18 protein-coding genes and 2 pseudogenes are annotated in these 22,508 nt (G+C 48.1%); 7 read left to right on the forward strand and 13 right to left on the reverse strand.

The genetic code is table 11. The features are described from left to right. The 7 genes from GKC68_RS22460 to GKC68_RS22490 all read right to left on the reverse strand — a co-directional run bounded on the left by GKC68_RS22460 (position 1) and on the right by GKC68_RS22490 (position 7,405). Positions 1-2,337: a xanthine dehydrogenase family protein molybdopterin-binding subunit gene (locus tag GKC68_RS22460; protein WP_206116357.1), complete on the reverse strand. Its 2,337-nt coding sequence runs from the start codon at positions 2,335-2,337 to the stop codon at positions 1-3. Further along, positions 2,334-3,326: a xanthine dehydrogenase family protein subunit M gene (locus GKC68_RS22465; protein WP_264228408.1), complete on the reverse strand. Its 993-nt coding sequence runs from the start codon at positions 3,324-3,326 to the stop codon at positions 2,334-2,336. The genes GKC68_RS22460 and GKC68_RS22465 overlap by 4 nt, the downstream gene beginning before the upstream one ends. Next, positions 3,323-3,811 carry a (2Fe-2S)-binding protein gene (locus tag GKC68_RS22470; protein WP_241018810.1) on the reverse strand — a complete coding sequence of 163 codons (489 nt, stop codon included), beginning with the start codon at positions 3,809-3,811 and terminating at the stop codon, positions 3,323-3,325. The genes GKC68_RS22465 and GKC68_RS22470 overlap by 4 nt, the downstream gene beginning before the upstream one ends. A gap of 216 nt (positions 3,812-4,027) precedes the next feature. After that, on the reverse strand, positions 4,028-4,855 hold the full coding sequence (locus GKC68_RS22475) for a metal ABC transporter permease (protein ID WP_342656945.1): 828 nt from the start codon (positions 4,853-4,855) through the stop codon (positions 4,028-4,030). Next, positions 4,855-5,715 carry an iron/manganese ABC transporter permease subunit SitC gene (sitC, locus tag GKC68_RS22480; RefSeq protein ID WP_110956693.1) on the reverse strand — a complete coding sequence of 287 codons (861 nt, stop codon included), beginning with the start codon at positions 5,713-5,715 and terminating at the stop codon, positions 4,855-4,857. The genes GKC68_RS22475 and sitC overlap by 1 nt, the downstream gene beginning before the upstream one ends. Beyond that, on the reverse strand, positions 5,712-6,533 hold the full coding sequence (locus GKC68_RS22485; RefSeq protein ID WP_064366758.1) for a manganese/iron ABC transporter ATP-binding protein: 822 nt from the start codon (positions 6,531-6,533) through the stop codon (positions 5,712-5,714). The genes sitC and GKC68_RS22485 overlap by 4 nt, the downstream gene beginning before the upstream one ends. After that, positions 6,530-7,405 carry a metal ABC transporter substrate-binding protein gene (locus GKC68_RS22490; RefSeq protein ID WP_236709021.1) on the reverse strand — a complete coding sequence of 292 codons (876 nt, stop codon included), beginning with the start codon at positions 7,403-7,405 and terminating at the stop codon, positions 6,530-6,532. Before GKC68_RS22490 ends, GKC68_RS22485 begins: the two co-directional genes overlap by 4 nt. 356 nt (positions 7,406-7,761) lie before the next feature. Between GKC68_RS22490 and GKC68_RS22495 the strand changes: the two genes are divergently transcribed. The 4 genes from GKC68_RS22495 (at position 7,762) to GKC68_RS22510 (ending at position 9,397) form a co-directional block, all read left to right on the forward strand. After that, the gene (locus GKC68_RS22495) at positions 7,762-8,052 is read left to right on the forward strand and encodes a hypothetical protein (protein WP_058706363.1); all 291 of its coding nucleotides are present in this window, start codon (positions 7,762-7,764) and stop codon (positions 8,050-8,052) included. A 242-nt stretch (positions 8,053-8,294) separates the two neighbouring features. After that, positions 8,295-8,540: a regulatory protein YcgZ gene (ycgZ, locus tag GKC68_RS22500; RefSeq protein WP_028722611.1), complete on the forward strand. Its 246-nt coding sequence runs from the start codon at positions 8,295-8,297 to the stop codon at positions 8,538-8,540. A gap of 167 nt (positions 8,541-8,707) precedes the next feature. Next, the gene (locus GKC68_RS22505) at positions 8,708-8,995 is read left to right on the forward strand and encodes a hypothetical protein (protein ID WP_028722612.1); all 288 of its coding nucleotides are present in this window, start codon (positions 8,708-8,710) and stop codon (positions 8,993-8,995) included. Positions 8,996-9,142: 147 nt separating this feature from the next. Beyond that, positions 9,143-9,397 carry a biofilm/acid-resistance regulator YmgB/AriR gene (locus GKC68_RS22510; protein ID WP_064366757.1) on the forward strand — a complete coding sequence of 85 codons (255 nt, stop codon included), beginning with the start codon at positions 9,143-9,145 and terminating at the stop codon, positions 9,395-9,397. Between the two features lie 651 nt (positions 9,398-10,048). On the opposite strand, the gene GKC68_RS22515 is transcribed toward GKC68_RS22510, so the two are convergent. Continuing rightward, entirely contained in the window at positions 10,049-10,777 is a 729-nt protein-coding gene (locus GKC68_RS22515) for a YoaK family protein (protein ID WP_028722614.1), read from the reverse strand. 334 nt (positions 10,778-11,111) lie between these two features. On the opposite strand from GKC68_RS22515, the gene GKC68_RS22520 reads away from it, so the two are divergent. The 3 genes from GKC68_RS22520 (at position 11,112) to GKC68_RS22530 (ending at position 12,466) form a co-directional block, all read left to right on the forward strand. After that, positions 11,112-11,444 carry a hypothetical protein gene (locus GKC68_RS22520; RefSeq protein ID WP_047713542.1) on the forward strand — a complete coding sequence of 111 codons (333 nt, stop codon included), beginning with the start codon at positions 11,112-11,114 and terminating at the stop codon, positions 11,442-11,444. Positions 11,445-11,464: 20 nt separating this feature from the next. Further along, complete coding sequence (locus GKC68_RS22525) at positions 11,465-11,839, forward strand: RidA family protein (protein ID WP_064366756.1); 375 nt, start codon at positions 11,465-11,467, stop codon at positions 11,837-11,839. A 390-nt stretch (positions 11,840-12,229) separates the two neighbouring features. Beyond that, entirely contained in the window at positions 12,230-12,466 is a 237-nt protein-coding gene (locus tag GKC68_RS22530; RefSeq protein ID WP_288430306.1) for a hypothetical protein, read from the forward strand. A gap of 1,315 nt (positions 12,467-13,781) precedes the next feature. Here GKC68_RS22530 and GKC68_RS22535 read toward each other — a convergent pair. The 5 genes and pseudogenes from GKC68_RS22535 to GKC68_RS22555 form a co-directional block, all read right to left on the reverse strand. After that, a pseudogene (locus GKC68_RS22535) lies at positions 13,782-15,020 on the reverse strand (IS4 family transposase); the annotation flags it as partial. Between the two features lie 881 nt (positions 15,021-15,901). Then, a pseudogene (locus GKC68_RS22540) lies at positions 15,902-16,958 on the reverse strand (IS3 family transposase). 327 nt (positions 16,959-17,285) lie between these two features. Continuing rightward, complete coding sequence (locus tag GKC68_RS22545; protein WP_013028021.1) at positions 17,286-18,257, reverse strand: ParB family protein; 972 nt, start codon at positions 18,255-18,257, stop codon at positions 17,286-17,288. Between the two features lie 8 nt (positions 18,258-18,265). Beyond that, complete coding sequence (locus tag GKC68_RS22550; protein ID WP_264228406.1) at positions 18,266-19,465, reverse strand: AAA family ATPase; 1,200 nt, start codon at positions 19,463-19,465, stop codon at positions 18,266-18,268. A gap of 1,829 nt (positions 19,466-21,294) precedes the next feature. Further along, positions 21,295-22,224, reverse strand: a complete 930-nt coding sequence (locus tag GKC68_RS22555) for a RepB family plasmid replication initiator protein (protein ID WP_013028019.1) — start codon at positions 22,222-22,224, stop codon at positions 21,295-21,297. Positions 22,225-22,508: the final 284 nt, after the last annotated feature.

Raw genomic sequence — 22,508 nt, forward strand, 5'->3', positions numbered from 1 at the left:
TTAAAGGATTTTATCCAGCGTGATGGGCAAATCCCTGACGCGCTTACCGGTCGCGTGATAAACCGCATTGCTGATAGCCGCAGCAACGCCCACGATACCCAGTTCACCGACCGTTTTACCGCCCATGCTGGTGGCCTGATAATCAGGTTCACCGACATCAATGGTGGTAATCTCGGGAATATCCGCATTCACTGGAATCAGATAATCGGCAAGATTATTGTTAATCACCCGACCATTACGCGGATCGATGATGCCGCCTTCGAGTAATGCCTGACCTACCCCCATGATCATGCCGCCCACCCACTGACTTCGGGCGAGTTTTGGATTATAAAGTCGGCCACTATCAAAGGCCGCGACCATACGTTTCAACCGTATGGTGCCAAAGTCTTCGTCCACCCGCACCTCAACAAACTGTGCGCTCCAGCTGTGGGCCGAAACCGTATCCGGCCGGCTCATTTCATTCAGACTACCGGTAACGCTGTCCCGTTCCTGCGCAGACATGTCCGGTAAAAACGTGCCGCCTTCAACGCTGAGCCCATTGAGGTTAGCCAGCTTAAGTAGCGCCCCCAGGCCAATGGCCTGAGACGGTTTAGCCGTGAGATGGATGCCACCCTGGGCCAGAGTGAGTTGGTCATGCGAAATGCCGGCAAGAGGGGAACCTGAGGTCTGACTGGCCAACGCCAGTAAACGGGCGCGCAGCTTTTTCGCGGTATCGTCTACGGCAGCAGTCAGATTCCCCGCCAGCTGGGAGCCACCTGCAACGCCAGCCCGGGGCAGTTGCGTATCGCCCAATTCAACATCAATGCGATGTGAATCAACGCCCAGAATGTCTGCGGCGGTTTGCGCCAGTATGGTGTAAGTACCGGTACCAATATCCGCTCCTGCGCACTGCACCACGAACTGACCTTGCGGAGAAAGCAGGATTTTGGCTTCCGCTGGCATGGTGTTGACCGGATAGGTCCCCGAGGCCATTCCCCAGCCAATCAGTTCGCGTCCTTCACGCATCGATCGGGGCGCCATGACGCGTTTATCCCAACCAAACGCCTCAGCCCCTTTTTGGTAGGCCTCTTTAAGCCGACGCGAACTCCACGGAAGATCTTTTTGGTAATCACGATCGGCCCAGTTAAGTAGCCGAAAAGCCAGGGGATCAATATCCAGTGCGTAAGCCATCTCATCCATCGCCACTTCAAGACCGAACGCGCTGGGGTTTTCACCCGGTGCGCGCATCCAGCCAGGCGTTACCGTATTAACAGGTCTGACCTGATGTTGGGCGGAGAGATTTTCGATGGCATACATGCGGCCAGTGACCTTGCTGCAGTTTTCGGCGAACACGTCAATGAGTGATGTCTCACTAAAACTGCGCAGGATAACGGACTGAATCTTTCCTTCCCGCGTCGCCCCCATTTCCAGCTGTTGTGAGGTCGCCGGACGTCCGCCCAAACCCGTAAAGGTTTGCGGTCGCGTCAGTGACACACGAACCGGACGATTGAGCGCGCGCGAGGCCACACAGGCCAGCGCAACATGTGTGTAAGGCACGGGCTTAGAACCGAAGCCGCCCCCCACATAGGGCGAAATGATACGCACCTGTTTGGGTGAGATGCCCATCCATTCCGCAATTTCGACCTGGGCGCCCATCACCCACTGGCTGGGTTCCCAGACGGTCATATGATCGTTCTCCCACTGTGCAATACAGCCATGGGGTTCCATGGGCATATTGTATTCACGCGGGGTGGTATAGCGCTGATTGATGCGGACTTCAGACTGGTTCATGGCGCTCTGCGCATCACCCATCTCAATATCCTGAGCTGGGAGCGGCTTGGGTTCCACCCCTTCATCTGTCGGTGATATCAGCGCAGGCGTAATGTCATAGTCAATCTCTACCAGCGAAGCTGCGTAAGTTGCCTGTTCGAAGGTTTCGGCTACCACCAGACCAATGTTCTGACCGTTGTGAATAATCACGTCATCCTGGATCGGCGTATAGGTTGTCTGCGCGGCGCCCCCGTCAGCGATTGCCGTCGGCTGATGAATTTTCAGTGAATTGAGATGCGTATAAACGGCAATAACACCCGCTGCGCTTTCTGCTTTAGTGGTGTCCATGTGTTTGATGCGACCGCTGGCGACGGTGGACTGGATGACCACGCCGTGCACAGCATTCTCGGGTGTATGTTCGATCGCGTAACGCGCTTTTCCTGTCACTTTAACCTCACCATCACCCCGGGTGCGCGGCGTCCCCAGTCCTGACAGGCTTGCGGGTGCACGGCGATAGCGTTCGTTGTGATCCCCTGTGGAATCCACGGCGTCTCCGCTGTGAAGCAGGTCGTTTTGGTCATGGGTCATACGATTTCTCCTGCCGCCATCAAGGCGCGTGCGATTACCCGCGGTGTAAGCTGTAGTTTATGCGCATTCCCGGAGAGCGCCTGTGCTTCCTGGTTAATCAGCTCTGCAGCCTCATACAGCGTTTGGTGTTCAAAAGGCTTTCCTGTCAGTGCCTGTTCAATGCGGCGTGCGCGCCAGGGTTTCGTTGCCACACCACCTAAAGCGATATGGACCGTTTCGATCATGCCCTTATTAAGCGTGAGTCCAACGGCTGCACTGGCGCTGGCGAATTCGTAGGAGGTACGATCGCGGACTTTTAAATAGTGAGACTGCTTAAGCGCCGGGGAACATGGGATCTCGATGGCTACGATGATTTCATCCGCCAGCAACGCATGTTCTTGATGAGGTGTATCACCTGGCAGAAGAAAGAAATCTTCAATCTGAATGCGTCGGCTCTGCTGCTGGCTGTTTTGTACCACAACTGTTGCATCGAATGCCGTCAGAGCGACCGCCAGGTCGCCGGGATAAACCGCCACACAGTGGTCGCTGTTTCCCAGAATAGCGTGGTTGGTGTTCACACCATGCCGCGCAGCGCAGCCGGAGCCAGGCACGCGTTTATTGCACGCAGAGAAGGTGGCCGGATCGCGATAATACGCGCAGCGTGTGCGCTGGCATAAATTGCCGCCGATGGTAGCCATGTTGCGAATCTGAGGCGACGCCGCCTGCCATAAGCTGCCGTACAAAGCCGGCGCCTCGCGCTCACAGGCCGGATGATTCGCCAGCTCACTCATGGTGACCAGAGCACCAATGGTGATGTTATCCTGACCAAAATCCATCGCAGACAGGTTGGGTAATCCAGCGATATCAGTGAGCCGGGACGGCGTAAAGACACCACATTTCATTAAATCGAGCTGTGTCGTCCCCCCCGCGATAAGATGATTTTGGGGATGTTGTTTGGCGCCGGCAGCATCCTCAACGGACTGCGCAACCTGCCAGTGAAATTCATTCATCGTGTCTCCTCCGCCATTTCCGCCGCGGCCTGTTTAATGGCATCAAGGATGAAAGGATACGCACCGCAGCGGCAGAGGTTGCCACTCATATATTCCCGAATTTCGTCGTCAGAACCGGTATGGCCCTCTTTAATGCAGGCCACCGCAGACATAATCTGACCTGGCGTACAGTAGCCGCACTGGAAACCATCATGCTCAATAAAACAGCGTTGCACCGGGTGCAGTTCACCCGAAGAGTGTTCCAGGCCTTCAATTGTGGTCACGGCTTTACCTTGCGTCTGCACGGCCAGTGTCAGACAACTCAGTACCCGCTGCTCGTTTACCAGCACGGTACAGGCACCGCACTGCCCCTGATCGCACCCTTTCTTGGTACCGGTCAGGTTGAGATGATCGCGCAGTGCATCTAATAGGGTTACGCGAGGATCGATGTTGAACTGTCGGGTCTGTCCATTGACCTGCATCATTAACGGTATTGTTTCTGACATTGTCTTTTTCCCATGGTTGCAGGGCCGGTTAGGTGATCGGTTACGTATACATAACGGGCGAGATAAGAACGGGGAAAGCCGGATAACCCTGATGTTTACATGCGTATGTACGTCATTAGGTTTAGCACTTATTTTCAGGGTAAGAGGTAAAAATACGACGATTGCGTTAATTAACCCGGCTGGTCGCCCTGTTTATTCTGGCGACCAGCACAGTAATCAGCAGGAGGATTCAGACAGGCGAGAAAGTTTATAGTGAGTGGTGATTAAACTGACGATGAAGATCAGAGCGAAAAGCACCACAATGGTCGGTGCGGGAGCACTGTCAACAAAAAATGAGAGATAAACGCCGCAGAGCGAGACGACCAGCGAAACAAACGTCGCCAGTATCAACGCATGGGAAAACCGATCCGTCAGCAAAACGGCAATCGCTCCGGGTGCAATAAGCAATGAAATCGATAAAATAATCCCTACCGCCTTAAGCGTCGCCACAATGGTCAGAGACACCATACACAACAGGCTATAATGCAGCCAGCGTACCGGAAGCCCGCACACCTGAGCCTGTTGAGGATCAAAGCTGAACAGCATGAAATCGCGCCATTTCAGGCCGACGACAGCGACAATCACAGCGGCAATACCTAACGTCTGAAAAATATCTCTTTGGCTGATCCCCAGCATATCGCCGAATAAAATATGGTCGAGGTGAATCTCCGGCTTCAGGGCGATGTACAAAATCAGGCCAACCGCAAACATCCCGGAAAAAACAATACCCAGAACCGTGTCCTGCTTGATTCTGCTGTTCTCTTTAAGGTAGCCACTGGCAATAGCACAAAACAAACCGGCACTGAATGCGCCCACAGCCAGAGGTAATGCCATCATCCACGCCAGTACTATGCCTGGAAAGACAGCATGGCTCATCGCATCACCCATCAACGCCCAGCCCTTCAGGACCAAAAAGACTGACAGCAGCGCACAAGGCACGGCAACCACCGCGGCGATGAGTAAAGCATGATTCATAAAACCAAACTGAAAAGGTTCCAGCCACATTATCCATTCTCCCGCACAGCCTGCGCCCGGGCACGACGACGATTCGCCAGCACACCGTGCTTAGGCGCAAAGATGAACGCCAGTAAAAACAGTAACGTTTGCGCAACGACAATAATGCCGCCCGTTGCGCCATCGAGATAATAACTTGCCCACGCGCCCAGAAAGCTCGTGATGCTGCCAATGGCAACCGCGATGGCAAGTAACCGGGGGAAGCGATCGGTCAGCAACCATGCCGTTGCGCCTGGCGTGACAACCAGACAGATAACCAGAAACGCGCCCACGGTTTGTAACGCAGCCACGGTCGAAGCTGCCAACAAGGTGAAAAATAGGATCTTAAGACGTACCGGATTTAAACCAACGGCGCGAGCATGGTTTTCATCGAAAAAGGTGACCATTAAATCTTTCCATTTGAAAAACAAAATGGCGACAGAAGTTAGTCCGATAATCATCAGCTGAATGATATCGGAAGGCGCAATAGCCAGAATATTGCCCAGCACGATAGTCTGAATATTTACCGAAGTGGGATTGAGGGACACCATAAACAGCCCAAGGCCGAAGAACGAAGAAAAAATCAGGCCGATGATAGTATCTTCTTTCAGCCGCGTGCGCTGGTTGAGCAACAGCATGCTCCCTGCCGCTAAGCCCCCTGATAAAAAAGCGCCCAACGCAAACGGCAGTCCGAGCATGTAAGCGCCCGCGACACCGGGAACAATAGAATGAGACAGCGCATCACCAATAAGCGACCAGCCCTTTAACAACAGATAACAGGACAGAAAGGCGCACAGCCCGCCGACCATGGCTGAAATCCACATGGCGTTCAACATATATTGATAACCAAAAGGTTCAAGGAGTGCGGTCATCGTTTACTCCGTGATGAATGCGTGTCCGTGAATGCATTAACCGGACGTTCATGATCGGTGATAACCTGCGTGATACCGCCCTCAGTCATGACATGGCGAAGTACGCCACTGAATGTCCGCTCCAGATTCTGCTGCGTAAATGTCGTCGCCGTGGGGCCGCAGGCAAGAACCGTGCCTTTAACCATGACGGTGTAATCACAAAACTCTGTCACGGAGCCAAGGTTATGAGTCGAAACCAGCATGGTTTTTCCTTCCTGCTTTAGCTCACGCAACAGGCTGATGATTTTGACCTCGGTATGAACATCAACGCCTGTGAAGGGTTCATCCAGTAAAATCACCTCGCCCTGTTGCGCAATGGCCCGCGCAAGGAAAACGCGTTTCTTCTGACCGCCGGAAAGCTCACCGATTTGGCGATGGCGAAAATCCAGCATGTCAACGCGTGCCAGCGCATCAGTCACCCGATCGCGATCCTGCCGTTTAGGGATACGCATCAGGCCCATATGCCCATAGCGCCCCATCATAACCACATCATCCACCAGAACTGGAAAAGACCAGTCAACCTCCTCGGCCTGCGGCACATAGGCGACCAGACTGCGGCGAAGCGCCTTACGCGTTGGCAATCCCAGTACGCTAATATGGCCCGATCGCGCAGGCACAAATCCCATTAGCGCTTTAAAAAGCGTAGATTTACCCGAACCATTTATCCCGACGAGTGCAGCAATTGACCCGGCTGGCACGCTAAAGCTGGCATTGTGCAGCGCTGTATGCCCGTTACGGTAGGTTACTGAGAGGTCCGAAACATCAATTGTGGGGTTCATGGTGTTTTCATCCCGTCCTGAATGCCGTTTACCAGCGTCTGGGTGGTCACCTTCAACAGGTCAAGATACGTTGGCACAGGCCCGCTGGCCGCACTTAATGAGTCAACGTACAACACACCGCCATAATGTGCGTGCGTTTCGCGCGCGACCTGGCGTGCAGGTTTATCGGAGACGGTGCTTTCACTGAAGATGACGGGAATGGCATTCTTTTTCATCTGATCGATGACGTTCCGAACCTGCTGTGGCGTTCCCTGCTGATCGGCATTGATTGGCCAGAGATAAAGTTCTTTAAGCCCTAAATCACGTGCCAGATAGGAAAAAGCGCCTTCGCTGGTCACTATCCAGCGTTTGTTTTCTGGTATGGCGGCGAGTTGCTTACGAACAGGTTCGAGTGCTGCAACGATCTTTTGCTTATAGGCGGCTGCGTTCTCCTGATAAATGCTGGCATTAGCCGGATCGTGCTTTACAAGCGCATCACGAATATTATCTACATAGATCAGTGCGTTATTCGGTGACATCCATGCGTGAGGATTGGGTTTGCCATTATAAGGTCCTTCCCCTATTCCTATCGGAGAGACGCCTGTTGAAACAACAACTTCAGGAACGCCTTTGAGATGTTGATAAAAACGCTGAAACCACAATTCCAGATTTAAACCATTAGTCATCACCAACTGTGCACCCTGTGCACGTTTAATATCGCCCGGGGTAGGTTGATACTCATGAATTTCGGCACCAGGTTTGGTGATTGATGTGACCTCAGCCGCCTCCCCTGCCACATTTTTTGCCATGTCAGCAATAACGGTGAAAGTGGTGACGACCTTAAATTTATCAGCCGCATAGCTGTTGAGGCTAATAAAAACACTTAACATCATGCCAAGTGTTGAAACCGATAATTTACTCATCATGTTCGTCATCCTGAGATCAATGAAAAAAAAGACAATAATTTAGCACGTGCTAATTTTTATAGCACAGGCTATAAAATTGACATAGAAACACTTTGTGAAGTTTTATAATGGAATGAATGGAAGTTATAAGTTTTGTAATGAAGAGTGGCTAACTAGTTATTTTGAAAGTAAAAATCCAACAGTGTAGCGCCATCGAATAATGAAGAAACCACCTTGATGCAGGTCCATAAGTTGGATGAATCAACGCTGAGCGCGCCGAGTAAAACAGGAACGCTATTCTTTGCTAATATTAACTTGTCGTATGAAAGGCAAAGGAGATCATTTTGTTACTTTCCCAGCAGCACCTGACAAACACGATCATCGGCGAAGCCGCTCTGAACCTGATCGCCATCAATCAGGACGTCAGCGTGGAGTCTCTTGTGGATGAGCTCAAAGTAATGACCCGGTCTGAAGTGGATGAAGCCAGGCTGTCACAGCTTGATGATGCAACCAAATGGCTGATGGGTTTCAGGCAAATCGGTTCGCGCCTCACTTCAGGCACAGGCTGGTCTGCACGCAAATCAGCATTTTCAGGATCTGCAGACAACGACGGCGATGACATTGTCATAAAATAGTTATATGCTTACATTTAGTGCAATATGTTAACTTTAAGCTTAATGTTGACACCGTGCGTTATATCCCCCCATGCGTTATATCCCCTCCACTTCACACCTCTGTAACTCTCTGTTTTTAATCAATTAGCACTTTTTGCACAAAAAACTCCTGTCAAGACCATCAAAATTCTGTACAAGTTTTTGAAAGATGTATAACTTTCGCTCTATGGCAAAGTACATTTTAACCATCTGAGGATAATCGTATGCGTCAGAACGGACATGCACCGGATAATACCAGCGACATCGCCCGTTACTTCAGCCAGGCAAATTTGCCCTCTCAGCAGGAAACGCTGGGTGAGATTGTTGTTGAGCTACTGCGCGCAGGCCAGACACTTTCACGCAAAGCAATTTGCAGTAAATTGCTCCATCGTCTTGATGGTTGTGATGCTAAAGAGCAACAACGTCATTTTCAGAAGCTGATTGGACTACTGTTTAGTCGCGAAAGCTAATACAAATTTACCGTTTAAAATTAATTTATTACCTTAAGTAATTTCTGATCGGGCAGTACCATGTTTACTCACAGGGATCGTACCGCCCACAGCTGACGCGGGAAGGTTAGCTGTCCCCGTCATCGTAGCCGGAGCATGGCTACAAATTCGTAATCAGAGAAGCCAGTATGTACAGAAGTGAAGAAGAAAAAATAACGGATGTCATGATTGGTGAGGCCGTTCTGACCTTACTGAAATCAGAAAGTCCAATATCCAGCAATGCGCTGATTGCTCAACTTGAAGCAATGGCGAGCGAAACCGAGGACGCAACCAGGTTGAAAGCCATCAAGGTTGCGATTGTTGAAGTACAAAAAGGCATGGCCACAGCGAACAGTCGCCGCCGGGTGGATCTTCCCGAGCGAGATAAGCACCGTTTGAACAACGACGGCCCACCTGAAGGCTCTAAAAAACACTAAATCTGACGCTGGCGTTTAAGATTTAAGCGGTCCCAGCGAGAGAAAAGATGGGCATCAGAGTGTGTTATGCCCGATCACCCTTACTACTTAATGACCTTGTCGGCTGACTCCTTAAGACGCCACTGACGATTTTAGAGAATGATAACTATGCAACAGAGCACATCAGATTTAGCCATCATCGAGTTTTTTCGCAGTGAGGGAGAGCACCTTGCTCAGGAGACTGAGCTGCTTGGCAGAGTTATCAGAAATATCGTCAGTGACGAAAAACGCGTAACCAATAAAGCGATCATCCTGTACCTCATTGCTGAACTCGAATCGACGGATGATGAGTTCCAAATCGAACTGTTACGCAGAACGCTTGAGATCGTGGTAGGACGTACGCCAGATGATGCAGGGGTTTAGTTTCGCATCTGACAGCTGTGGTGAGGGAGTTTATCCTAAGTCAGCGTGAGTTTGTTGACCTGCAACGCAGACTGATTGCAGGTCACTCTTAATGCATTTTGCGTGAGAAAAAATGGATTGCGCGCTGGCAGAGTAATTTAAATCTTTTGTCTCGGCTGTCCTGACTCAAACGAAACAATGCATCTGTGATCTGGTGAAACTGCACGGGTTCACCTACCTTCAAAAGTTCACTCACCACCGCCCCAATTAGCGCACGAATGTCGTTGTCTTCATGGTTATTCACATAACCTCCAACCGGTGTATGTATATACAGACTAACACTTTTGTGGTGAGGAAAACAAAGCCGGCAGAGCAAATAAACCTTAAGCGAAGCGGTAAAATCTTCTTATACTACTGATTTAATTATACAATAATTTTATTTTACCACGACCAAACTAATGAAATGGTCATTCTTTTCTAAATCAGATAAAACGTAAATTTTCATTACTTTTTGTCAATTCTATGGACTTGTTCACCGGTCATATTCTGGAAGTTAATTTCTCTATTTAGGTTGCTATACCAATATTAAAATACAGTCTTAAAATAATCATTTTGCTAGTAATAGCGGCACCTGAAATAAAATTTCAGGTAACCACCCTTAATAGAAATCAACTAGTAAAGCTTTTTTGCATTATACAATGTAATAACAATCGCGCCAGCTGCAAGGGCGATGAGGAAAATTCCCAGTCCAATCATAGCGTTAAATGCATAGGTTTTAAACAGTAATAGCCCGACAATGCACCCCGTTAAAAAAGATAATACTGTGGTTAAATGTGTATATAGCTGCTTCTGGGCAAATCGTCTGTCGCAAGGTTCAGCCCGAGATATAAAAGATGATAAATAGGAACCTAATGCGATGCCTGCGTCAGTTAGCGTACCGGTAATATGGGTTGATCTGACGCGGCCGTTCGACAGTTGCGTAGAAGTCGCGTTATGTAAGCCCATTAGGAAGCCCAGCATTAGCAAGACTTCACCATTGTAGCTGGGTGAATAAAACCATTTTTCGAAGAGTGACGCTGCCGTCAGTGCAAACCCTTCAGCCAGAATGATCAGGCAGAAGATAGTTCTGATTTTCCGTCTTTCGCCAGCAATAATGAACAATCTCGCGCTGGTACAACCGATCACAAACGCAGAAATCAGACCCGCCAGGAAAACCAGGCTATCAAAGTCAGAAGTGAAAACTTCGTTTGAAATCTGAGAAGTATTACCGCTCATGTGTGACGGAAAAAAACCAAACGCACCTAAAGCCATTGCGTTGAGTATCCCGGCAGTCGTTGCCAGTGCCAGAGCCAGATATCTGTCTTCGGTATGTGACCGTATTTTCTTCTTCTTTATCAGCACGCGTTTCCCCTATAAATGTGCATAAATATCAGTCTGGATCCTGAGGCTCCAGACAACTAATAATAGTATGATTTTAAAAACTCAGCGGTGAATACAGATAAGTCTGGGTCTGTAACCTATTAATTGTATTGATTTTTATAGTTTCATTGACTGATTTCATAAAACGTCAATGCCGGTCATTTTTTTTTGCTGCTTATGACCAGGGCTGGTGCCTGGCGTAACTTGACAGCCTAATCGAGGCAGAAGATTTAACTAATAGCACTATTTATGGCAGGATATGCGACCGGACTGATGCCCCTGTTGGCCAGTGAGAAGAATGACTCTGGATGGATAGATGACAGTACTAAAACCCGCTTTTCTTATCCCCGCCGCCCTTGCCGTTGGGTTACTGGGCTGGTGGCTGACACCTCATTATGACGCTGAAGATGAAAACTACTACATTTCTGTGCTCTGCGCCGTACCTCAGCAAAATGAGCAACAGCTGCAGAAAGACATGAAAAACGTTATAGAAGGCAGTAATTCAGACTATGCGTTGCAAAAAATACATTTTGTTCCTGGCCTGGCCGCTCGGGTGATAGACAACTGGAAACGTCTGACTCAAGAACAGCAGCAGCAGGCAGCACTTAGCAATCAAGCGTGCTCGCAGTTGCTAATGACCAACAAGTAATACATTGGGAGTTAAGCACTATGATGCCTGTGCGGAAAAACTATGCTTCACTTGGGGAAGTCACTGCGCCCTATGTTCATGCCGTCAGCCACAATCAAACGCTCTATGTCTCAGGCTTAACGGCGTTTGGCACGCCTGCAAACCAGGGGGATATCGCGGCGCAGGCTGCAGTGATTTTTGATCAGCTGGAAAGCATAGCGGCGGCTGAAAACACCTCTCTGCAGCAACTCATTAAGGTCACCCTCTTTGTAACCTCTTTTAAAGATATTGATGCACTCCGCAACGTGCTGTTTAAACGTTATGGCGATTATTTACCTGCGAGCACATTGGTACAGGTCAGTGCTCTCTTCTCACCTGACTTACTGATTGAGATCGACGCTATCCTGGGTATTTGAACATTTATAAACCTCATTGTCTGGCTTATAAAAGGGTCAGGAAATGAGGTAACGCATTGATTTATAACACAGCACTTCATTCAGCGCAACTCACTGGCAATGGGAGTAAAATTTCGTTTTGCGCAAAACCGTTCAAACCACCCAGTGCGACCTGAACAATCACCGGCTGTTATCGACACATTTTAGGTGATGAGAGATGTTTTCGGACCTGGCATCTACTTCGGCATAAAAGACTCAATAAATTCTGATCATACTGCATGATTAACAACTGACTATTATCGTCTTTCCCTTCTCTCATCCCTGACCTAACGCTTTATACTTCAGTAGCCACACTGTCTAATAGCATTGAACAGGTTCATGCCTAAGTGACACAGAGCTGAAAGGCTATAAATGCCCCCGACGTTAGTGGTACTGAGTAATCTGGTGGAAATTCTGGAATCCCTGCGTAACAAAGTCCCCTTCCCTACCCTTTACCTGCCTGAAGTTCAGCGCTGGCTAAAAGTCAGTGACAATTGTTGTCTTGAAACGCGCATGACAGATGAATTATCACTGAGCTTTCATCTCTTCATCTCCACCCATTACCGCTTTCACTCTGCGCCCACCCCGGCAAAGACATTTGCGTCTTGAGGAATAAGTATGTTGTCGAATCGCCGCTTGTGCCTCGTCTTCGTGAACGATTACGCAAATCGCACTCCACGCCGGGCTGAACAGTTTCAGTTAACGAGGAGGGCTGCCCGCTTTTCGGCTTAAATGCTGAACCAGTGACTATCTGCTCATAAAAAGAAATTGTGCAAGACTCCCATCTTCATAAGGCTGATATCCGTGGCGCAAATTGCCATTAGGTGCACAAGGTAAATTTCAGCCTGAAATCGCCAACTTTCAGGTGCTACTGATTACAGTGAACGTTTAAGTTGCATTCACTGTAATCGGTGAGAGAGGAAATAAAAACCAGCCAGAGGATGAATAATTTTTTTTGAACGTCAAAACACAGGCAACCCTTTGTATTATGTTAAATAACCAGGCATGGCCGCACATTGACGCGCCTGATATCTTTGACATCCCATGAAAATACGATGTTTTTTCCGTTGATCTGGCTAAAACACGTTAATTCCGCCACGTGGATTTCCCCTTCGTCGCGAGTGGTCATATATCTGCTTCAAAGCGATTTTAAGCCTGTTATAGACACTTGCCCCCAACATCCCATCATGTGAACGATATTTTTTTAACCCGGGTGAGCAACGCATCTCAACCGTTCACTGTACAATGCAATCCCGATCCTCTAAGTCAAGCCTGTATGATGCGATTAAAAACCCTGTCTAAAACGACCACTCGCCAACGAAGCTAGCCTGTTTTCATAATAACTGCATTCTACAATTTCATGCAGCAAACCCATTGATAAGTATGGATTTCAGCCTGAAATCGCCAAACAGATCATCTGCGTTTCTGATTACAGTGGTTTTGATTCGCTGTTATCAGTATCGAAAGTCATTCCCGTGATAGAAGCGGAATTTAGCCTCAGCAGGATGAAATAAACAAAACTCAGCTAACATGAGCATGTTATGAGTGAAGCACACCAAAACAGTCAATTTCAAAAGGATCTGGTTGCCGATTCACTGTAATCAGTTTTTTATCATGGATGAGAATGTGAAAGTGCCACAAAGTCGATGATCAAGCATATGGCCCAGGTTTACAGATTACAGTGAATGTCGGGTTGGCCTGAATGCAGTATTTAGTAAAAACATTATGCCAACGCCAGAAGCCGTTAGCTTCCGTCCGGGCATCACTCTTCTGTAAGGAATGGCATTTCTCTCCTCCTGCAGGCACTAATGCGAATTTAATAAAATGCCGCACAGCCTCATAATCCCTGTCAGTCAAGCTTTTAAGATCGCCGCAGCGGATAACACTGGGATTCCTTTTTTACCGCCCGCGAATAATGCCGTTACCGACGGCCGGGTAACACGAAGCTCTCCGACATCGCCATTATTTCATTCATCAACTTCGAGATCCGTCCCGGCACAACCGCAGGTAGCAGACTCAGCTGGCCGGTCAGATACAGCGTCGCCTGCTTAGAGCCCGGCTGATAAAGCTCCAATTCTTTAAGGCTGTATGCCATCTGCGCCATTATAAAGCGCTGCAGGTTGTACGCCAGTGCGATACTCCACAGCTCCTGCAGCACCAGATCCTGCTTTTTACTTATCCGCGTCAGCTCATTCTTCAGCACGTATTGCTTCATCTCCCTGAAGCCATGCTTGATTTCCCAGCGAGGGTCGTAAAGAACCACGATATCGGCTTTAGGATAGCGAACCGGATCACTCATTGACGTAAGACTCTGCACCGTTCTGCCACGGATTTACTTACTGATAAGCCTTGCCGTCAACGTGGCAGGCTCCCCCTCCCATTTGTTGCGCGCCAGCGGGGTCAGGCTCAGCTCAACCAGCTCATGCCCGGAACCAGCTTCTCCTTTACCCGTTACTGCGCACCGTTTCGCAACCGTATCATCCAGTGCATTTCGTTTCCTGATGCCTGCCAGTGGTGAAGAAGGTCCGGCACGTAAAAAACCTTATCCATTATTGTCAGGGAATAACCGGTGTCTGCTCCGTAAGCCGGTCGGTGATATCAACTTAGCTGGTTTCAGAGAGCCTGCCAAAGATCATGGCCGACAGCAGATGAGTGGTGACTTCCATCTGGCAGACCATGCGCAGCTATGGCCAGTCAGAGTGGGCGTGCTCATTATCCGTGCGGCCGAGTGCAGCATCATTTTCCGGCGCGTCAGGCGTTCGCCACAGCGTCCCGTCCACCGCCATCAGCGTGAGGCCGTTCCAGTGGATGGTGGTTTTTTTCGAACCAGAGCTGGCGGGTCTTTTCAAAGACCTGGCGGACGGCCTCAGCTCACGGCAGCTGACGTGCCTGGACGACGGCGCTGTGTGCGACGATGAGACGTTTACCGGACAGGACAATATCCAGATGTGAAACGAGCTGATTCATGGAAAGCGAGCGTAAAAGAGCCATGCCGGTCACTGAACTTACCATCATTTCCATGGGCAGACGTCGCTTTCGCACCGTGAAAACCACGGTATTAGCCAGAATTCATCGATGAGTTCCGGTGAAAGCTGGTCAGAAAGAGCAGAGACCTCTTTTGGGAGAATTTGAGAACAGCGTCAAGGCCCTGGCTGAGGAACATAAAAAACCGTAATCATCCATGAAAGATTACGACTTTTCGCGCAGACACCGGAGCGTTCAACTGATCATTTCTGCCTTGACTTATCGGCATTACGCACAGCCTCAGGCTTATACTTTCATCAGCGCCTAACAGAACCCTTACGCTCTCCAGCCTTGTCTCTTTCTTACTCGAATAATACCTGGGCTGAAACATGTTTTGGATGATTGCTGCACCGAACTCAGTTTGTCGCTGTGCATTCTGTCGTCGCGACAGCGCGCGTTTTCACTAAATCGTTATATTATCAACGTGAGGGCGATTGCCAGGAGTGAATCTGTTCCGCTTTACGAAAGGCCAGAGTGATGACGCAAACTGCGACATGTTTTTAGCTTTGGGGAATGAAACGAACGCCAGGAGCTTAACGTAGTTACTCCTGAAAGGCATATCAATAAGGCGAAAGATTGGCGTATGTACCTGTCATTAAGGCTTTCGCAACTTATCCACTTTTTCTGTGGATAACTAAGGGATATTTTCTGTATATCAATTTAACCAGAGTTTACCGAAGACATTCGTCTTCAAACAAATAACAAAGCAAAACCTTGACGCATTGACTTCATTCAGAAACCGCGCGATTGATTTTTATCGCTGACAGAATTTCAGGCTGAAATCGCCATGATAAAAACCATATTTTTCATAGAGATAGATCTGAAAAAAGCGTCTGTTTCGCCCTGATGCCGATAATCCATATACTCCTGAATCTCTTATTGTAATCACAGCAACACTATTAATTGAGATGTTGTCAAAAAATTGCTGTTTCTGTCTCAGTTTGTCTAAATATCGCGCAGACTGTATCCATTAAAAATCATCGCCGTGATTTTCCCCCCATACAGCATTGAGCACAATAGTCAGTTAGCCATGTCGGTTGGCTTACCTTCTTTGTCAGCCTTTCGCCAGCCCTCAGCCAACCTCGCTGACGTCAGATAAATCCCTCATGAATGAAGCTGAAACACTTACAGTCCTGCCGCCAGTCGTTAATGTTTTTTTGGGTGAACACGTTCGCCTAACCCGGGCTTAATCTGACACGCCTTTCGAAACTACCGATTAAGTTTTCAATAAACCCGTAGGTATTTGATCGCTCAGCTGAATAAGACGAAGCTTAACGCCGTGCGCAGAGGCCCATTGGTTCAGTGCCCGCAGGTAAATGCAGGGTCTGGTCTTAACGTTACCGGATAGCCACGAAATAGCACAATACTGCCCTGAATACGTGTGACCTGCATGCCAGATATACCTGAGGTAAGAGAAACTAACAGGTATTCATTGGTAAATCATCAACGCAGATATAACACTTTAGTCTGCGTCAGGTTGCCTGTGCGTCCAAGACCAGATAGGGTGACCACGCCAGACCAGGAGCAGCAAGACGGACAGAGAAAGACATTCTCTACCCCGTCCTCTACGACCTCGCCCGCAGTTAACACCCGGGCCGCTGAAATGATAAAGGCGATTTACGTGCCTGTGGTTAACATGAAGGCCTTTCGTTGCAGTAGTTTCCCGATGTACGGCGCTAACCGAGAGGCAGCGCAATAGTGCGCCGTGACAAATGCGCATCAGTCGCCGGAGGCTGCTTCTCATAGCAGCAAGTCGACAGGGACAAACCAGCATGCGTGCACGCACGAGGTCGTGACAGACGCACGACTTCACACCACACTGCAACTGCTTCTCGTGTGTGATCTGTCGTCGGTATTTTCGGCTCAACCACCTGTAATGCTTCTTCACTTTGGCATCACTTCTGCAAGTCACTTTCTGAGAAGGGATCTCTCTTCTTCACATTTTTACTTCAGGGAGTCCCATGCCATCAAATGCCTTACACCAGGCGCAGAAGTTTGCGTAAGAAGTAATATCCTTAAAGGGGGAAATACCAGCCTCGACTATGCAAGCGATACTGATGATCTGTTCGTACGAAATCTGTCTTCATTGGAATGTCCTCACGTTGCGCTATAACATCACGTTGTAGCCTCTAACGGGGAGCAGGTCAGCCGAACCAAAGATTTTTTAGCACAGAGGCAGACAACCACATCTACGCCACAGGCGGCAGGCGGGAAATCCAGCGAATTTCATTTTGGTAAGGTAAATTAAAACACTTTAAAAACAGAATTTTAGTGATAAATTTCAGGCTAATTATTTGGCGATTTCAGCCTGAAATCCGCTATAGCGATATCGAATATTTCATGGGTGAAGGAACTATGAGGGAATAAAAAAACCAGACAATCGATTTGCCTGGTTTGATATGTTTCATCGAGTCATATACTTCTTTAATGTCTCAGCAATGACCTTATCTAGTTCATCCTGGAGTTCTTTGGACTGGCGATTAAACTCATAGCTAAACATTCTCCCTCGCGTTTTTTTGCGCGCAAATCGATCCTTATCAGCAAAGGACCAGAGAGCCACCGCTGTGGTTTTGTCTTTCTCAGGCTCTTTAACGAGCGTCTGGCTGCCCTGACGAATCAATCTCAGAATTGTGTTTTTTAACTCGTCTTCAGCCAAACCATCACGAGCCCTGACAACATCGATTTCAGCCGAGATAGCGTTTATCAATGCTTCGACGGTTTGCCCGGTTTCACTCAGTTTATCCGCAGCCTGAAGCAGGGCTTTATAATCAGGATAAGTCAGCTCTGACTGATTAGGAAAAAGAGAGATCAAATCAGCGGGAACGCTGGCAGCTTGTAAAGCACGGGTGACCTTCGCTTGCGAAAGGCCCTGATTTTCAGCAATCTCTTTTTGGGATAAGCCGCCGTCTTTGAGCGCCAGTAAGCGCATGCCGACTTCACGCAAATTATGTTCACGTGCCGTCTGAATATCCTGCGCAAGCCTGCGTGCCTCATCCGGGGTAATGACCGCATCGGTCACAAGAATATCCAGACCAGTTTTACAATAAAGTGCTGCTGCGCGACGTCGTGAGCCGTCCAGTATCTCTATACGCTCGCCCTGCATCACACCAATTGCAGGGAAAAACTGCTGAAGCTTAATCGTGCGAATAATATCTCGCAGTGAGTCAGGCGTAAGACCAGACTGATCTCGACCATTCGTTTCCATGGTCACAAAGGTTTTGCTTTCTATCTCATTCGCAGGAATGTGTTCAAAACGGAATACGGCACGTTTTCCTGTGGCAAGAACAAACGTCTGAGAAGGATTATCAGAGAGTTTTTCTGTGTTTAACGGTGTCTGGCTGAAGGTTCTGCCGATCGTTATTCTTTTAGCACTCATAAAAAACCTCAGTTCAGGCGGATAAATTCAATGCGGTCAAAAACCGCTTTGGCAAAGTCTTCAGCGGCAGAACGGGCGTTTTTGAGCGCCTCACTACTACCTACATAGGTTGACGGGTTAGCCGATATAACCGTGTCAAATGACTCACCGCAACGCTCAAAACCATCCAGACGGGGCAGGGTTGCGTCCAGCATGTCGCCGCCGAAAATTTCTTTAGCAAGGCTGTGGCAAAGTTTATGGTCTGCTTTGTTCGAGAGCTTTGACATAAACCCTATATTGCCCTGGAGACGGCATACGGCTCCGGACTCTTCAATAATGCCAATCAGCTCCGGTAAACGAGTCAGGTATTTGAGGGTAGAGTGGAAATCAACCTGTGCCGGTGGGACTGGCGTCATCAGGAGGTCGGATGCGGCGATTGCATTCTTTAAAAATGCATCGAGATGTGGGCCACTGTCGATGAAGATGAAGTCGTAATCTTTTTTAAGCTTAGACACGACATTATCGTATAACACCGAATGAATGTTTTGCCCTGGCAAATGAGTGGCACACAGCTGCTCCCAACTTGATGCAATAAATGCGTCATCAATTGATGCAGGCAACACGTCCACACCAGGAATAATGGATGAGACGATAAATTCGTTTACCAGCTCATCCCGTGTGACGTTTTGTAGCATCGCCTGAGCGGCAGTCGCCTCCACGAGTCCGACAGAACGCTCATGGTTTAAAAACATCGTGGCAGAAGACTGTGGATCGAGATCAATCACAAGGATGCGCAGGTCTTCGTATAAAAGATGAGGGTGAGCCCGAAGCGCATGAGCCAGAGAAACAGTAGAAACCGTCTTGGAAACGCCACCTTTAAGATTCCCAACAAATAAGGTAAAGGCTTCAGTATGACGATCGCGATATTTAGGCACGCCGCGATGATGATAGATATCAATAATGTTCTGAATGGACATGGCGTACTTCACCGAGCTACCGGCAGCGCGCTTATCAAACTGATAACCACTCTCTTCCATTTCGTTTACGGCATAATCAACGCTGGCGCGGGTCAGTTTTGGCAGTTTAGCCAGAGCCGCCTTGGCGTAAATTTGATAGTAGCTGTTTTCCTGCAACTCAAGCTTTTGTGCCTGAATTTGTTCAGTAAGGCTCAATAACATGCGTTCGGAACGCTGAGCAACTTTCATGACCTGACTATCATCGTTAGCCATACTTACTCCAAATATGTAGGATTTATGAATTTATACCTAAATCCTGCACACAAGGCAACAAGTTATCATATCAACGCAATACTGTGTTAAATGTAGGACTCCTGATTTCTGTGACTTTGTTCGCACAATTCACTGTGATGAGCGGGACACATCTCGATGTCGCCCACATGAAATACCGCCAGTTCATCTTTACAGCCTTAACCTTGACGCTGGACCCATCATACGATAGCTCTCACAAATTCTATCCCCTGTAAAAGCCGGTAAGAAAAGACATCGATAACAGTGTCGAACATTCACTGTAATCAGTGAATGAATGCATTCGAATTTTTGCAGGCCTATTGGAGGTCAATTCAATTCGGATACGTGTTACCCGTAAGCAGGAGGGCTACGCCAATATGGTGATTTCAGCGCCTGTCTGGAGCACAGATTCGTGCCGGTTGGCAGCTGTGAGATCGCTAACTCAAAGATTCACTATAGTCAGTAAAGGATTCACTGTAATCAGTAACGAGCGAGGGGTGCATCATGAGTTCAGGCCGATGGGTGACCCTGCAGGTGAAGCCGGCAGACAATAAGGTACAGTGTTGAACGGACAGGCAACGGGCAACGGGCAACGGGCAGGAAGTCATATCCCGTTTTTCAACGAAAAAAAAGGGGAGTCCTTTCATAGGGAACCGACAGAGGATTCACTATAATCAGCAAGTGCGGCGCTCAAAATATTCACTGTAATCAGTAAAAGTTTTGGGTAACTTTGGGCATTCACTGTAGTCAGTAACCTTGCGCTTTCATTTTGCTGGCCCCTTTACGAGGAGTCATCAGGCTCGCCTTTCCCACAGCCAGGCTCTCACGTAAATGCAGAACGGTTACAGGACTGAGTTCCTAACATTCACTGTAATCAGTAAATACGCATTCAGCCAAACACCTCTTATGGGGGTGAATGCTAAGTAACTCAATCTACGTTGACCAGCCCCAGCCTGATCAGAGCATTCACTGTAATCAGTATACTTTGCAGATTCCTTTCCGCAGGTCGGTTATCAGAATCAGGCCACGTATCATCATGGGCGGGCTTACGGATGATAGGGGATTCACTGTAGTCAGTAAAACATTCACTGTAGTCAGTAAAAGAAGGAGAGGAATTCGGCTGGCTGCAAACGGAACCTGCCCGCGTCAGATGGAATGTTCACTATAATCAGCAAACGTGATTTTCATTTAACCTGCCGGTATCTCAACATTCACTGCAGTGAGCTAAGTGTTCACTGTAGTCAGCGGATTTCGTGACAAATGCTGATGTTTCATCCCAAAAGGTGGACATCATTCACTGTAATCAGCCCTGGCTTAACCCTGTCACTTTTTTTAAGCGGAAAAGCTCCCAACTGCCAACAGGAAAGGCAGGGCGAAAAGCCAGCAAGACAGAGCCGAAAAAAGACATTTATAAACAATGATTTAAAATTAACATTCACTGTATTCTGTAAACAACAAAGCTCAGTTGATTCACTATAAACAGTATGACGAGGCGGAGGTTTGGTTTCGAACCGACATTCACTGTAATCAGTAAAAGGGGGGTTAAACGCAGGGAGAGAGAGGATTTAAAAAATGTCAGCAAGTACAAACTAACTTATAACCAATTGATTAATAATAACCTTAATAATAGGACCGCGAAAGTCGAGATATGAACCAGCCCACGTCTACTGATTACAGTGAACACGACTGATTACAGTGAATGGCCAGCTCACCGCCTGAAGAATTCGGACGAAAGGGATAAGCCTACGTGTCACTTTTTGATAAAAGTGACACTGCAACGTGATAAATGCTGATTACAGTGAATGTTGGGCTCAGTCTTCAAAATCGATGTCATCAAGCGTATCGATTCCTTCCAGGTTACTGATTCCATCAAGTTTCGGTGTTCTGCTGTGAATGATGAAAAACACCGAGCGACCTCGTTTGACTTCAGAATAATCAAGGTAGCCAATCTCTTTAAGCTGTTCCATCGCGCGCCGTACCACGTGATTCTGCGTGGTAATCTTTGAGCCAAGATTGAGCCGCATACGTAAGCGTGCAAGAGAAATAGGCGCAGGGTTGGTCGGCAGGCTCTCCAGGAACGTATAAAGCGCCTGAGCCGATTCTTTGCGCTTAAGGCGGGAGATAGCCCTCAGCTGCAGTAAAACCTTGTGGTCGAAGTTATACAGCTCAAAGAGCTTGGGATCAGCCTGTATGCGAACAATGTCTTTTTCACGATCGTAATAAGCTGACTGTACCAGATGCGTATGATAGGCCTTACCGTTACCTTCAAAAGAGAGAGTGTTCGTCGCAATACGGCGTAACGAAGCGTCGAGTCGCTTACGCAATGCGGCAGAGGAGTTGGCGGAGGGAATACCGCACATCTTCACGAAATCAATAAAAGGCAGGGTTACCGTATCACCCTGTGTAGGATAACGGGAAAAAGACTGAATAATACCGGCCCAGGTCTTAAAGTCATTATCCATATCCAGTCTGGCACCGGTAATGGTAATCTTTTCATAACCTTCCGCTTTAACCAGAGAGAGGTTTTTAAGCTCTTTGGTGGCGTCGGTTGAAGCCATAGCACCAGAAATACCACGCGCTGTGGATTTAAGCGTGGGAACAAAGAGCCCTAGACGCATTAAGGCTACGGGCTGAACAGTATTATTTTTGTTGGGGTGAAGCTGAATAACTTCACCACTGTTTTTGGTCACAGACAGAAAAGGCTCTAGTAACGCTTTGTTTTCACTATCTTTATCTGCCATGGGATAAGATCTTCATTCTGTGGATGAAAAGGATCGTTTTCTGATTACAGTGAACATTAGCACTGATTATAGTGAACATTCTACTGTGTATAGTGAATAAAGTACTGATTACAGTGAATACTTTACTGATTACAGTGAATGCAAACACCCTCTCAGCCCTTATGTGGTGCGGCCTGCGACGATCGGGGATCTCTTTGGATCTATAATGGATCTCTTTATGATCGTTATATAGGAACTATTCACTGTATAAGTGGATAACTCGCCTGAAGCAAATATGGCATTCA

It is taken from the genome of Pantoea sp. RSPAM1 (assembly GCF_038816185.1).
Classification (GTDB): domain Bacteria; phylum Pseudomonadota; class Gammaproteobacteria; order Enterobacterales; family Enterobacteriaceae; genus Pantoea; species Pantoea ananatis.

Coding starts and splice junctions, on each gene's coding strand:
- GKC68_RS22460 (WP_206116357.1), bottom strand. CDS start 2,337: ATGACCCATGACCAAAACGACCTGCTTCACAGCGGAGACGCCGTGGAT.
- GKC68_RS22465 (WP_264228408.1), bottom strand. CDS start 3,326: ATGAATGAATTTCACTGGCAGGTTGCGCAGTCCGTTGAGGATGCTGCC.
- GKC68_RS22470 (WP_241018810.1), bottom strand. CDS start 3,811: ATGTCAGAAACAATACCGTTAATGATGCAGGTCAATGGACAGACCCGA.
- GKC68_RS22475 (WP_342656945.1), bottom strand. CDS start 4,855: ATGTGGCTGGAACCTTTTCAGTTTGGTTTTATGAATCATGCTTTACTC.
- sitC (WP_110956693.1), bottom strand. CDS start 5,715: ATGACCGCACTCCTTGAACCTTTTGGTTATCAATATATGTTGAACGCC.
- GKC68_RS22485 (WP_064366758.1), bottom strand. CDS start 6,533: ATGAACCCCACAATTGATGTTTCGGACCTCTCAGTAACCTACCGTAAC.
- GKC68_RS22490 (WP_236709021.1), bottom strand. CDS start 7,405: ATGATGTTAAGTGTTTTTATTAGCCTCAACAGCTATGCGGCTGATAAA.
- ycgZ (WP_028722611.1), top strand. CDS start 8,295: ATGCGTCAGAACGGACATGCACCGGATAATACCAGCGACATCGCCCGT.
- GKC68_RS22505 (WP_028722612.1), top strand. CDS start 8,708: ATGTACAGAAGTGAAGAAGAAAAAATAACGGATGTCATGATTGGTGAG.
- GKC68_RS22510 (WP_064366757.1), top strand. CDS start 9,143: ATGCAACAGAGCACATCAGATTTAGCCATCATCGAGTTTTTTCGCAGT.
- GKC68_RS22520 (WP_047713542.1), top strand. CDS start 11,112: ATGACAGTACTAAAACCCGCTTTTCTTATCCCCGCCGCCCTTGCCGTT.
- GKC68_RS22525 (WP_064366756.1), top strand. CDS start 11,465: ATGATGCCTGTGCGGAAAAACTATGCTTCACTTGGGGAAGTCACTGCG.
- GKC68_RS22530 (WP_288430306.1), top strand. CDS start 12,230: ATGCCCCCGACGTTAGTGGTACTGAGTAATCTGGTGGAAATTCTGGAA.
- GKC68_RS22545 (WP_013028021.1), bottom strand. CDS start 18,257: ATGAGTGCTAAAAGAATAACGATCGGCAGAACCTTCAGCCAGACACCG.
- GKC68_RS22550 (WP_264228406.1), bottom strand. CDS start 19,465: ATGGCTAACGATGATAGTCAGGTCATGAAAGTTGCTCAGCGTTCCGAA.
- GKC68_RS22555 (WP_013028019.1), bottom strand. CDS start 22,224: ATGGCAGATAAAGATAGTGAAAACAAAGCGTTACTAGAGCCTTTTCTG.